Raw genomic sequence first — 11,864 nt, 5'->3', positions numbered from 1 at the left:
ATGAAATATGGAAAAGAATCGCGCCCTCGACACCCTTTCGGCCCTGGCACATGACATCCGGCTGGACGTGTTCCGCTGCCTCGTTCAGGCGGGCCCCGAAGGGATGGCTGCGGGCGAGATCGCGCAGGCGCTGCAGATCCGCCCGAACACGCTGTCGAACAACCTGACGCTGCTGTCCCATGCAGGGCTGGTGCGTTCGACGCGCGAGGGCCGCTCGATCCGCTATTTCGCCGAGATGGCGACGATGGCCGCGCTGCTGGGCTTCCTGTTGCGCGACTGTTGCGGGGGACGGGCAGAGTTGTGCCAGCCGATCCTCGACCAGATCGCGTGCGATTGCTGACCGAACGACATCCTTGACCGAAGGGCCATGCTGCCGATGACCGACATGACTGCACACGAGGGCGGGGCCCTCGGACCGTTCGAACGCTGGCTGACCCTGTGGGTCGCGCTGGCGATGACAGGGGGCATCGCTCTGGGTGCCGTGGCACCGGGCATCGTCGGCGCCATCGCGGGCGCCGAGATCGCCTCGATCAACCTGGTCGTCGCCGTGCTGATCTGGGCGATGGTCTATCCCATGATGGTGAATGTCGATTTCGGCGCGGTCGCCGGGGTCGCGCGACAGCCGCGCGGGCTGCTGATCACGCTGGCGGTGAACTGGCTGATCAAGCCCTTCACCATGGCGCTGCTGGCCGTGCTGTTCTTCGATCACGTCTTCGCCCCCTGGATCGCCCCCGAGGATGCGCAGCAATATATCGCGGGCCTGATCCTGCTGGGCGCGGCACCCTGCACCGCGATGGTCTTCGTCTGGTCGCAGCTGACGCGGGGCGACGCGACCTATACGCTGGTGCAGGTCTCGGTGAACGACCTGATCATGGTCGTGGCCTTCGCGCCCATCGTCGCGCTGCTGCTGGGCGCGACCGAGATCTCGGTCCCGTGGCAGACGCTGGTGCTGGCGACGATCCTCTATGTCGTACTGCCGCTGGCCGCCGGGCTGCTGACGCGCCGGATGCTGGGCAGCCAGCAGGCGATCGAGGCGTTTTCCCAACGCATCAAGCCTTGGTCGATCATCGGGCTGATCGTGACGGTGGCGATCCTCTTTGCGCTGCAGGGTGGCGTCATCCTGGCGCGCCCGACGGTGATCCTGCTTATCGCGGTGCCGATCGTGGTCCAGAGCTATCTGATCTTCGCGCTTGGATACGGGGCGGCCTGGCTGATGCGGGTGCCGCACCGGATCGCGGCCCCCTGCGCCATGATCGGGACGTCGAACTTCTTCGAACTGGCGGTCGCGGTGGCGATCAGCCTGTTCGGGCTGAATTCGGGGGCGGCGCTGGCGACGGTCGTCGGCGTGCTGGTCGAGGTGCCGGTCATGCTGACGCTGGTCGCCTTCGCCAACCGGACGCGCAGCAACTTCACGGGGGATCGGGAATGATCGTCATTCACCACAATCCCGGTTGCGGCACCTCTCGCAACGTCCTGGCCATCATCCGGGCGTCCGGCGCTGATCCGGTCGTCATCCCCTATCTGGACACGGGCTGGACCCGCCCGCAGCTTCTGGCGTTGTTCGCCGCGGGCGGCCTGACCCCGCGCGAGGCGCTGCGCATCACCAGATCGCCCGCCGCCGAACTGGGCCTGCTGGACGAAGCGGTCGATGACGACACGATCCTGTCTGCCATGCTGGACCATCCGGTCCTCGTGAACCGGCCCATCGTCGCCTCGGCCAAGGGGGTGCGGCTGTGCCGCCCGTCCGAAACCGTGCTGCCCCTTCTGGACCGCCGCCCCGAGGGCCCGCTGTTCAAGGAGGACGGCCAGATGATCCTGAACGAGAAGGGGGAAGTCGTTGACTGACCTGCCGAACCTGTCGCCCGCAAGCTTTCGCACGCCCGATCCCGAGGCGCTGTTTCCCGCGACCCGCAGCACCCATGCGCCGCGTGTCCTGCTGCTCTATGGCTCGTTGCGCGAACGCAGCTTTTCCCGGCTGTCGGCCGAGGAGGCCGCCCGCATCCTGAACGCCCTTGGGGCCGAAACGCGGTTCTTCGATCCGCGCGACCTGCCGATGGCCGATGCGACCGCCGACGATCACCCCAAGGTGGCCGAGCTGCGCGAGCTGGTGACTTGGTCCGAGGCCATGGTCTGGTCGTCGCCCGAACGGCACGGGGCGATGACGGGCGTCATGAAGAACCAGATCGACTGGATCCCGCTGTCGCTTGGCGGCGTGCGCCCGACGCAGGGCAAGACGCTGGCCGTCATGCAGGTCTGCGGCGGCAGCCAGAGCTTCAACACCGTGAACCAGATGCGGATCCTCGGGCGGTGGATGCGGCTGCTGACGATCCCGAACCAGTCCTCGGTCGCCAAGGCGTGGAACGAGTTCGACGATGCGGGGCGCATGAAGCCTTCGCCCTATTACGACCGGGTCGTCGATGTCATGGAGGAACTGGTCCGCTTCACCCTGCTGACGCGGGACATCAAGGATCACCTTGTCGACCGCTATTCCGAGCGGGTCGAGAGCCACGAGGCGCTGTCGCGGCGCGTCAACCAGACAAGCGCGGTCTGACCGACGAAAATCAAGCCCTTGCGTCGTAAAGATTGACGCAAGGGCTTCTCTCGCTACTCTGGAACCATGCTTGTTCCGAGGAGGCGGGAATGGCCGAAAGGGAAGACATGCTGGACCCGATGCGCAAGGGGGCTGCCGATCCCCATGTCGCGCTGGTGGTGCAGAAGCGCGATTTCGTCGACAGGGTTCTGGCCGCGACGGGGGCCAAGCGCGGGGATGCCCGCCCCATCATCGAGGCCACGCTGGCGCAACTGGGGGATGTCCTGTCGTCCGGGTCGACGCTGGCGGTGCCGCCGCTCGGGCGGGGGCGGGTCGCACTGGAGCGCGATTCCCGCGGCGCCGAGGTGATCACCCTGCGTCTGAGAAGGCCCGCACAGGAAAAGAACTGATCGGGCGTTTCTGCCTCTTGCAACGGCTGGCGGGTGACGCTAGAAGCCGCGTCACGGGTGATTAGCTCAGTGGTAGAGCGCTTCGTTCACATCGAAGATGTCGGGGGTTCAAATCCCTCATCACCCACCATCCCCCCTTCGCGCCGAATTCAGCCGACGATCAGCTGCTTGATCTGAAGCGCCTCGTATTCCAGCGCCTGAAGGCGATAGTTCACGACATCCCCGATCGAGATCATCCCGATCATGTTGCCATGATCGACCACCGGCAGGTGGCGGAACCGTCCGTCGGTCATGCGACGAAGCACCTTCACCAGCGACTCGTCGGCGGTGCAGGTCTCGGGCGAGGCGGTCATCAGGTCGGCCACGCTCTGGGGCAGGGTCTGGCCGGGCGTGTCCGCCAGGCGGCGCACGATGTCGCGTTCGGACAGGATGCCCACAAGTTCGCCCTGAGGCGACTGGACGGGCAGGGCGCCGATCTTGCGGTCGCGAAGCACGGTGACGGCAGTGGCGATGGTGTCGTCGGGCTGGATCCAGAAGATCTCGGTGCCCTTCTGGTCCAGAACGTGCTGGACGGTCGCCTGGGCTGCCGACAGGTTGGTATCGACACTCTGGCTTCGGGTCGGCTCGTGGCCTTCGTCGTCGCGGGTGTAAGGCTTGTATGACGCAACCATCGGCTGGGCCCTCCCTTGATACATCTTCAGCTTAATGCAATCAGCCTATCAAAACACGCATTAAGTTTCGGAGGTTCCAAGCCTTGCCCGACATGACGCTGACACCGGTGACCGCCACGATCATCTTCGTGATCGCCTGCCTTGCCGGATACGCCTATCGCCGGACCTGGAAAACCGAAGGCCCGGCGTGGAAGCTGTGGTTGTTCGGAACGGTCGCAGCGGTTGCGCTGCTGGTGCTGGGCTTCACGCCGCTGACGGCGTGAGGCAGGGGGGGTCAGGAAGCTTCCTGACCCATGTCTTCCAGCATCTTGCGTGCGCGGGGGCAGTTCAGCCGCTCGCGCAGCGGGCTGTCGGGGTCAATCTCCTGCTTGCAGACAAGGCAGTGATCGGCATCGGCGATGGCGTTCAGGCCACCGCAGCTGCCCTTGATGGTCCGCCCGCTGAAGATGACGCCAAGCGCCATCCCCAGCATGACGAACAGCAGAAGACCGAAGGCGAGGATGAAGGTCGACATCGCGATCCTCCTTTCCCTGGCTGGCGTTGTTCTTAGACGGCCAGCGCCTTGAAGCGGTCGCTTGCCGTGGTTGCGAAGCCATTGTCGCCCGACTGGCCGGAGCGATCAATGAACAGCGCCGCCATGTCACGATCATTTGCGATCTGCAGGCCGCGCTCGGTGCCAAGGACCAGCAGGGCGGTCGCCCATGCATCGGCCAGCATCGCGTTCTCGGTCATCACGGTGACGGACGCGGTCGAGTGGGTGACCGGGCGACCGGTGGTCGCGTCGATGATGTGCGAGTAGCGCTTGCCTTCGTAGTCGAAGAAGTTGCGGTAATCGCCCGAGGTGGCCATGCCCATGCCGGACACGCCGACGACCTGCTGGACGCCGCGGTCGTGGCTCTGGGGTGTCTCGATCCCCACGCGCCATGCCTGGCCGTCCGGGTTGGTCCCGGCGGTATAGAGATCGCCGCCGATCTCGACCATGTAGTCCTTGATGCCGAAATCGGACATCACGCTGGCGACGCGGTCGACGCCGTAACCCTTGCCGATGGCCGACAGATAGACCTCGGCCTCGGGGCGCATCTTGTGCAGGCGCTGGCCTTCGACGCGCAGGGCGTCGGACTGGCCGCAGCATGCCATGGCGCGCGCGATCTCGGCATCCGTGGGCATGTCGTTGCGGGTCCGGCCCGCGCCGAAGCCCCACAGGTCGATCAGCGGCCCGACGGTGACGTCGAAGCTGCCGCCGGTCGCGGCGTTCACTTCGGCCGCGGCTTGCATGACATGGGCCAGATCGGCCGAGACCTTCATGCTGCCCGGCGTCGAGGCCGCGTTGAAGATCGAGATCTCGGAACCGGAATCCCAGTTCGACATCTGGCGATTGACCAGCGCGAGGCTGTTGTCGATGGCGGCCTGGAGTTCGGCCTGGTCGACGTTGCGGCTGTGATCCACGGCCACGATGTTGTAGCTGGTGCCCATCGTCAGGCCGGACATTTCCAGAACCGACCAGCCCTTCTTGCACGCTGCCAGGGCAATCGGCATGACAAAGAAGCTACGACGAGTAAGATTGAAGGCGGTCGTCACGGGGTATCTCCGCAGAAAGATGGCGTATGTTCGACATGAGACAGGGGGCGTTCTGACGATCTTTGGCCCCGGATACAACATTAAAGTCGAAAAATCCCCGTAAAGAACTTCCATAACGCGGCCATGAAGCGCATAAGGCTGCCGGGAAAAGGACAGGACGAAACCACGTGCAGCAATATACGTTGAGAAAAGGTCTCGATGTCCCGGTGCTGGGGGCTCCGGAGGGCGGAATCGAAAACGCGCAAGCGGTTCGCACCGTTGCCGTCTTGGGGCAGGACTACCTCGGGCTGAAGCCTCGACTCGCGGTTCAGGAGGGCGACATCGTCGCCGCCGGTGCGCCGATCCTGGCGCACAAGGACACGCCCCAGGTTCAGGTCACCGCGCCGGTATCGGGCAGAATCAAGGCCATAAATCGCGGCGCGCGCCGTGTTCTGATCAGTGTCGAGATCGAGGTCGACGACAGCGCGGCCGAGCCGGTCGACTTCTCGGGGATCGGCAATGCCGACACCGCCGAGGGTCTGGCCGAGCGTCTCTGCGCCTCGGGGCTGTGGACCTCGTTCCGCACGCGTCCCTATTCCAAGGTTCCCGAACCCGAATCGCGTCCCGCCGCGATCTTCGTCACCGCGATGGATACCGAGCCGCTGTCGGGCGACGCGGCCACGATCATCGCCGACGGGGCTGCGGCATTTCGGCGCGGCCTGCAGGCGATCACCCTGCTGACCGAGGGGAACACCTATCTGTGCCAGCGTCCCTCGGACCGAATCGTCGAGGGCGAGATCCCCGGCGTCGTCGTCGCGGGATTCGACGGGCCCCACCCCGCGGGCCTTGCCGGCACGCACATGCATTTCCTCGATGCGCCGTCGAACAGCCGCACGGTCTGGACCATCGGCTATCACGACGTGATCGCCATCGGCCGCCTGCTGGAGACCGGGCGCATCGACAGCACCCGCGTCGTGGCCATCGGCGGCCCGCTCTCGGCGCGTCCGCGCCTTGTGCGCACGCTGGCCGGGGCCTCGATGACCGATCTCTGCGCCGAGGATCTGGCCACGGACCAGCCAGTCCGCGTCATCTCGGGGTCGATTCTGTCGGGTCGCATGGGTGACGGTCCGACGGCCTATCTGGGCCGCTATGCCCGCCAGATCACGCTGATCAAGGAGGATCACGAGCAGATCCCCATGGGCTGGATCCGCCCGATGTTCAGCAAGTACGCCTTCCAGCCGGTGCTGGGTTCGGCGCTGAAGAACAAGCTGTTCCCGCTGACGTCGAACCTGAATGGCGGTCGTCGCGCGATGGTGCCGATCGGCACGTTCGAGAAGCTGATGCCGCAGGACTTCCTGCCGACGCAGCTTCTGCGGGCGCTGCTGGTGATGGATACCGACCAGGCGCAGGCGCTTGGCGCGCTGGAGCTGGACGAGGAAGACCTCGGGCTCTGCGGCTTTGCCTGCCCGGCCAAATACGAATACGGCATCGCCCTGCGCGACAGCCTTACCAAGATCGAGAAGGAGGGCTAGGTCGTGGGTCTCCGCACATTCTTCGACCGGATCGAGCCGCAGTTCACCCGCGGCGGCAAGTACGAGAAGTACTTCCCCATCTACGAGATGGTCGAAAGCTTCATCTATACGCCCAAGACGGTCACCACCGTCGCGCCGCATGCCCGCTCGTATATCGACATGAAGCGGATCATGACCTACGTGGTCATCGCGACGATCCCATGCATCCTGTTCGGCCTGTACAATACCGGCCTGCAGACCAACATGGCGATCGCCGAATACGGCGCATCGGGCTGGCGGGCCTGGATCATCGAATCCCTGGGCATCGGGTTCAACCCGGCCAACCCGCTGGCCAACATGCTGCACGGGCTGCTGTATTTCCTGCCCATCTACATCGTGACGCTGATCGCGGGCGGCATCTTCGAGGTCATCTTCGCGGTCGTGCGCGGCCACGAGGTCAACGAGGGCTTCCTCGTGTCCTCGATGCTGTACGCGCTGATCCTTCCGGCCTCGGCGCCGCTGTGGCAGGTCGCACTGGGCATCATCTTCGGCGTCGTGATCGGCAAGGAAGTCTTCGGCGGCACGGGCAAGAACTTCCTCAACCCGGCACTGGTCGGGCGGGCGTTCCTGTATTTCGCCTATCCCGCGCAGATGTCGGGCGACACGATCTGGACGCCGGTCGACGGCTTCTCGGGGGCGACGGCGCTGGCGATCGGCGCGACCGACGGCTACCAGGCGCTGCCCGAACGCGGCATCACCTGGATGGACGCCTTCATCGGCACGATCCAGGGCTGCATCGGGGAAACCTCGACGCTGGCGGCGCTGATCGGCCTGGCGTTCCTGCTGACCACCCGCATCGCCAACTGGCGCCTGATCGCGGGCTGCCTGCTGGGAATGATCGGCTTCTCGACGCTGCTGAACTTCATCGGTTCGGACACGAACCCGATGTTCGCCATGCCCTGGCACTGGCACCTGGTCGTCGGCGGCTATGCCTTCGGTCTGGCCTTCATGGTCACCGAACCGGTCTCGGCCAGCCACACGAATGCGGGCCGCTGGATCTATGGCGCGCTGATCGGCTTCATGGTCGTGATGATCCGCGTCATCAACCCGGCCTTCCCGGAAGGCATGATGCTGGCGATCCTGTTCGGGAACGTCTTCGCGCCGCTGATCGACCACTTCGTCGTGCAGGCCAACATCAAACGGAGGGCCAAGCGCAATGCCTGACGAGAACCAGAAGAAGGGCCCCCTCGGCCGCTTTCTCGACCTTCCGGCGGATTCGATCACCAAGACCGTGGTGGTCGCGACCTCGCTCTGCCTCGTCGCCTCGATGATCGTGTCGGCGGCGGCCGTGACCCTGCGCCCCGTGCAGCAGGCCAACAGCCAGCGCGACAAGCAGATCAACATCCTCGAGGTGGCGGGCATCTACGAGCCCGGCACCGACGTGGCCCAGGCCTTCGAGGCGTTCGAGCCGCACGTGGTCGAGCTGGAGACGGGCGAGTTCACCGACCGCTACGACATCGAGACCTATACCGATCTGGCCGCGTCCGAGGACCCGGCCCTGATCCGCGCGCTGGACGAGGATCCGGCGGGCCTGGGCGGCCAGATGCTGGCCTACCAGATGGTCTATCTGCTGCGCGACGATGCGGGCGGGATCGACAAGGTCATCCTGCCGATCGAGGGCTATGGCCTGTGGTCGACGCTCTATGGCTTCATCGCGCTCGAGGCGAACGGCAACGACATCTTCGGCCTGCAGTTCTATCAGCACGGCGAGACGCCGGGCCTGGGCGCCGAGGTGGACAACCCCCGCTGGAAGGCGCTGTGGAACGGCAAGAAGCTGCGTGACGAGGACGGCACGCTGCAGATCACCGTGGATAAGGCACCGCCCGCGGCGGGCCGCGACTATTACATCGACGCGCTTTCGGGGGCGACCCTGACCTCGCGCGGCGTGGACAACCTGGTACGCTTCTGGATGGGCGAAGAAGCCTTCGGTCCCTTCCTCGAACGGCTCAAGGCAGGAGAGATCTGATGGCCCAGACACGTAGATCGCAACTCGTGGACCCGCTGATCGACAACAACCCGATCACGCTTCAGGTCCTCGGCATCTGTTCGGCGCTGGCGGTCACCTCCTCGCTGAAGGTCGCGCTGGTCATGGCCATCGCGGTGACGCTGGTGACGGCGTTCTCGTCGATGTTCATCTCGATGCTGCGCAACCACATCCCGGGTTCCATCCGGATCATCGTGCAGATGGTCATCATCGCGTCGCTGGTGATCCTGGTCGACCAGGTCCTCAAGGCCTATGCCTTCGAGATCTCGAAGACCCTGTCGGTCTTCGTCGGCCTGATCATCACGAACTGCATCGTGATGGGCCGCGCCGAGGCATTCGCCATGAAGAACCCGCCCATCGACAGCTTCATCGACGGTGTCGGCAACGGGCTGGGCTATGGCCTGATCCTGATGACCGTCGGCGTCATCCGCGAGCTGTTCGGCTCGGGGTCGCTGTTCGGCATCACCATCATGGAAACCGTCAACAACGGCGGCTGGTACGTCCCGAACGGCCTGCTGCTGCTGCCGCCTTCGGCCTTCTTCGTGATCGGCCTGCTGATCTGGGCCATCCGCGCCTGGAAACCCGGCCAGGTCGAAGAGCGCCAGTACAAGATCCAGACCGTGGAGGCCCACTGATGGAGGGTTTGATCTCTCTCGCCGTCAAGGCGGTCTTCGTCGAGAACCTCGCGCTGTCCTTCTTCCTGGGCATGTGCACCTTCATCGCGGTGTCGAAGAAGATCTCGACGGCGATCGGGCTTGGCGTGTCGGTGATGATCGTGCAGGCGATCACCGTGCCGGCGAACAACCTGATCCTGACCCAGCTGCTGGCGCCCGGCGCGCTGGCATGGGCGGGCTTCCCCGATATCGACCTGACCTTCCTCGGGCTGATCTCCTATATCGGCGTCATCGCGGCGCTGGTTCAGATCCTGGAGATGGTTCTCGATAAGTACTTCCCGCCGCTCTACAACGCGCTCGGGGTGTTCCTGCCGCTGATCACGGTGAACTGCGCCATCCTGGGCGGTTCGCTGTTCATGGTCGAGCGCGGCTACAACTTCTCGGAAAGCGTGACCTACGGCGTCTCGTCCGGCTTCGGCTGGGCACTGGCGATCACCGCGATGGCCGGCGTGCGCGAGAAGCTGAAATATTCGGACATTCCCGACGGCCTGCAGGGCCTGGGCATCACCTTCATCACCGCGGGTCTGATGGCGCTTGCCTTCATGTCCTTCAGCGGCGTGAAACTCTGAACGCGGAAGGGGTCAGCAAGACATGGAAACCTTCAGCCTCGGCGTCATCCTGTTCACCCTGATCGTGATCGCGCTGGTCACGATCATCCTTGCCGCGCGGTCGCGGCTGGTGTCCTCGGGCAACGTCAACATCACCATCAACGGCGAGAAGACCATCTCGGTCCCCGCCGGTGGCAAGCTGCTGCAGACGCTGGCCGAACAGAAGCTGTTCGTGCCCTCGGCCTGCGGCGGCGGCGGCACCTGCGCGCAGTGCCGCGTGCGCGTCCACGAAGGCGGCGGGTCGATCCTGCCGACCGAGGAAAGCCACATCACCAAGCGCGAGGCCGCATGCGGCGACCGCCTGTCCTGCCAGGTCGCGGTCAAGCAGGACATGCAGATCGAAGTCCCCGAAGAGGTGTTCGGCGTCAAGAAATGGGAATGCGAGGTCATTTCCAACGACAACGTCGCGACCTTCATCAAGGCGCTGGTCCTGAAGCTGCCCGAGGGCGAGGACGTGAAGTTCCGCGCGGGCGGCTACATCCAGATCGAGGCCCCGGCCCACAAGCTGTCCTACAAGGATTTCGACGTGGATGCCGAGTACCGCGAGGACTGGGACAAGTTCAACCTGTGGCAATACGAGAGCCAGGTCGACGAGCCGATCGAGCGCGCGTATTCGATGGCGAACTATCCAGACGAGAAGGGCATCATCATGCTCAACGTCCGCGTCGCCTCGCCCCCGCCGGGTTCGCAGGGCATCCCGCCGGGCAAGATGTCGTCCTACATCTTCAACCTGAAGCCGGGCGACAAGGTCACCATCTCGGGTCCGTTCGGCGAATTCTTCGCCCGCGAGACCAAGAAGGAGATGGTCTTCATCGGCGGCGGCGCGGGCATGGCGCCCATGCGCAGCCACATCTTCGACCAGCTCAAGCGCCTCGAGAACCGCGACCGCAAGATCACCTTCTGGTACGGCGCACGTTCCAAGCGCGAGATGTTCTTTGTCGAGGATTTCGACGAGCTGGCCGCCCAGTTCCCGAACTTCGAATGGCATGTCGCCTTGTCGGACGCGCTGCCCGAGGACGACTGGAAGGGCTTCACCGGCTTCATCCACAACGTCCTCTACGAGGAATACCTCAAGGATCACCCGAACCCCGAGGATTGCGAATACTACATGTGCGGTCCCCCCATCATGAACCAGTCGGTCATCAACATGCTCCTCGAGCTTGGCGTCGACCGCGAGGATATCATGCTGGACGATTTCGGCGGCTGATACGGAAAACGGGGGCTTCGGCCCCCGTCTTCTTTTGCGCCCCTGCGGTTCACGCGGGGGCGAAGTTCGACTATATGACCTGCTTCCTCTGTGTCGCCGGGCCGCCCGGCGCGGTCATTCGCGAAGGTGTTCGAAGATGAAGCTGCAGGATCACGCCCGCCTGTCGGTGGCGCCGATGTTGGACTGGACGGATAAGTAGAAAATACTATTTTTTACAAATATCTAGTATATAATGAATTTTAGAATCATACAATTTAGTCATACTGTCGGTTTCGTTAGTTGTGAAAATGATCGAAGTCGCGCTTCGCCTCTGCGTGTCTGGCGTCCAAGTAGGACGCCAGATCGGTGAGGTGAATCGCCTTGGCTGACTTCTGCGAAGCTTCGACGTTCACCAAGGGCAGGGCGATGTGACCGTCAGTGACCTTCCGCAAGAAATTAGTTCGGTTTAGGTGGGGGAAGAAGTCTTCCACCACACGTTCGACCGGAACCAGGGGAAGGCCCCGATAGCGTCCGGTCAGCATCCAAAGTGTATCCATTCAATATCCTTTCTCTGGAACAAAAAAAGGCGAGGGTCCTAGGCTCCAGACTCGTTAATTTTCAAAGCCAGAAGATGACAGTTGCGGCGAGAGCGACGGCGGACAGAAAGACCCTC

At 64.0% G+C, this 11,864-nt stretch carries 16 protein-coding genes and 1 tRNA gene; 13 read left to right on the top strand and 4 right to left on the bottom strand.

Annotated elements, in window-relative coordinates:
• The first annotated feature begins 7 nt into the window (after positions 1-7).
• The 6 genes from QMZ16_RS02915 (at position 8) to QMZ16_RS02890 (ending at position 3,070) form a co-directional block, all read left to right on the top strand.
• Positions 8-340, top strand: a complete 333-nt coding sequence (locus QMZ16_RS02915) for a helix-turn-helix domain-containing protein (RefSeq protein WP_282602061.1) — start codon at positions 8-10, stop codon at positions 338-340.
• 36 nt (positions 341-376) lie between these two features.
• Positions 377-1,429: an ACR3 family arsenite efflux transporter gene (gene arsB / locus QMZ16_RS02910; protein WP_282602060.1), complete on the top strand. Its 1,053-nt coding sequence runs from the start codon at positions 377-379 to the stop codon at positions 1,427-1,429.
• The gene (locus tag QMZ16_RS02905) at positions 1,426-1,845 is read left to right on the top strand and encodes an arsenate reductase family protein (RefSeq protein WP_282602059.1); all 420 of its coding nucleotides are present in this window, start codon (positions 1,426-1,428) and stop codon (positions 1,843-1,845) included. The genes arsB and QMZ16_RS02905 overlap by 4 nt, the downstream gene beginning before the upstream one ends.
• Entirely contained in the window at positions 1,838-2,551 is a 714-nt protein-coding gene (gene arsH, locus QMZ16_RS02900; RefSeq protein WP_282602058.1) for an arsenical resistance protein ArsH, read from the top strand. Before QMZ16_RS02905 ends, arsH begins: the two co-directional genes overlap by 8 nt.
• 89 nt (positions 2,552-2,640) lie before the next feature.
• On the top strand, positions 2,641-2,940 hold the full coding sequence (locus QMZ16_RS02895; RefSeq protein WP_022707781.1) for a hypothetical protein: 300 nt from the start codon (positions 2,641-2,643) through the stop codon (positions 2,938-2,940).
• Between the two features lie 55 nt (positions 2,941-2,995).
• Positions 2,996-3,070: transfer RNA gene (locus QMZ16_RS02890), tRNA-Val, on the top strand.
• A gap of 19 nt (positions 3,071-3,089) precedes the next feature.
• Here QMZ16_RS02890 and QMZ16_RS02885 read toward each other — a convergent pair.
• Positions 3,090-3,611, bottom strand: a complete 522-nt coding sequence (locus QMZ16_RS02885) for a CBS domain-containing protein (RefSeq protein WP_022707780.1) — start codon at positions 3,609-3,611, stop codon at positions 3,090-3,092.
• Positions 3,612-3,694: 83 nt separating this feature from the next.
• Here QMZ16_RS02885 and QMZ16_RS02880 point away from each other — a divergent pair, with 83 nt between their 5' ends.
• Positions 3,695-3,874 carry a hypothetical protein gene (locus QMZ16_RS02880; protein WP_282602057.1) on the top strand — a complete coding sequence of 60 codons (180 nt, stop codon included), beginning with the start codon at positions 3,695-3,697 and terminating at the stop codon, positions 3,872-3,874.
• A gap of 11 nt (positions 3,875-3,885) precedes the next feature.
• Here the strand turns inward: QMZ16_RS02880 and nqrM are convergent, their stop codons facing one another.
• Both nqrM and QMZ16_RS02870 read right to left on the bottom strand, forming a co-directional pair.
• Positions 3,886-4,125 (bottom strand): (Na+)-NQR maturation NqrM, encoded by a 240-nt coding sequence (nqrM, locus tag QMZ16_RS02875; RefSeq protein WP_022707778.1) that lies wholly within the window; start codon positions 4,123-4,125, stop codon positions 3,886-3,888.
• Between the two features lie 32 nt (positions 4,126-4,157).
• Positions 4,158-5,147, bottom strand: coding sequence for an FAD:protein FMN transferase (locus QMZ16_RS02870; protein ID WP_282602056.1), 990 nt, complete (start codon positions 5,145-5,147; stop codon positions 4,158-4,160).
• 209 nt (positions 5,148-5,356) lie between these two features.
• On the opposite strand from QMZ16_RS02870, the gene QMZ16_RS02865 reads away from it, so the two are divergent.
• Genes QMZ16_RS02865 through nqrF form a run of 6 tightly spaced genes read left to right on the top strand, consistent with a single transcriptional unit; the run spans position 5,357 to position 11,212 of the window.
• Complete coding sequence (locus QMZ16_RS02865) at positions 5,357-6,700, top strand: Na(+)-translocating NADH-quinone reductase subunit A (RefSeq protein ID WP_028725884.1); 1,344 nt, start codon at positions 5,357-5,359, stop codon at positions 6,698-6,700.
• Between the two features lie 3 nt (positions 6,701-6,703).
• On the top strand, positions 6,704-7,903 hold the full coding sequence (locus tag QMZ16_RS02860) for an NADH:ubiquinone reductase (Na(+)-transporting) subunit B (protein WP_282602055.1): 1,200 nt from the start codon (positions 6,704-6,706) through the stop codon (positions 7,901-7,903).
• Positions 7,896-8,705, top strand: coding sequence for a Na(+)-translocating NADH-quinone reductase subunit C (locus QMZ16_RS02855; RefSeq protein WP_022707774.1), 810 nt, complete (start codon positions 7,896-7,898; stop codon positions 8,703-8,705). Before QMZ16_RS02860 ends, QMZ16_RS02855 begins: the two co-directional genes overlap by 8 nt.
• Entirely contained in the window at positions 8,705-9,358 is a 654-nt protein-coding gene (locus tag QMZ16_RS02850) for an NADH:ubiquinone reductase (Na(+)-transporting) subunit D (RefSeq protein ID WP_022707773.1), read from the top strand. Before QMZ16_RS02855 ends, QMZ16_RS02850 begins: the two co-directional genes overlap by 1 nt.
• A complete protein-coding gene (gene nqrE / locus QMZ16_RS02845) occupies positions 9,358-9,966 on the top strand; it encodes an NADH:ubiquinone reductase (Na(+)-transporting) subunit E (RefSeq protein ID WP_022707772.1) in 609 nt (202 codons plus the stop codon). Before QMZ16_RS02850 ends, nqrE begins: the two co-directional genes overlap by 1 nt.
• 22 nt (positions 9,967-9,988) lie before the next feature.
• Positions 9,989-11,212, top strand: a complete 1,224-nt coding sequence (gene nqrF / locus QMZ16_RS02840; protein ID WP_282602054.1) for an NADH:ubiquinone reductase (Na(+)-transporting) subunit F — start codon at positions 9,989-9,991, stop codon at positions 11,210-11,212.
• Positions 11,213-11,487: 275 nt separating this feature from the next.
• Here the strand turns inward: nqrF and QMZ16_RS02835 are convergent, their stop codons facing one another.
• Positions 11,488-11,748: a pyocin activator PrtN family protein gene (locus QMZ16_RS02835; protein ID WP_022707770.1), complete on the bottom strand. Its 261-nt coding sequence runs from the start codon at positions 11,746-11,748 to the stop codon at positions 11,488-11,490.
• Positions 11,749-11,864: the final 116 nt, after the last annotated feature.

The organism is Paracoccus sp. PARArs4, assembly GCF_947311865.1.
GTDB lineage: Bacteria > Pseudomonadota > Alphaproteobacteria > Rhodobacterales > Rhodobacteraceae > Paracoccus > Paracoccus zeaxanthinifaciens.
Note: the sequence above shows the minus strand (reverse complement) of the source record. Positions and strands in the feature narration are given on the sequence as shown.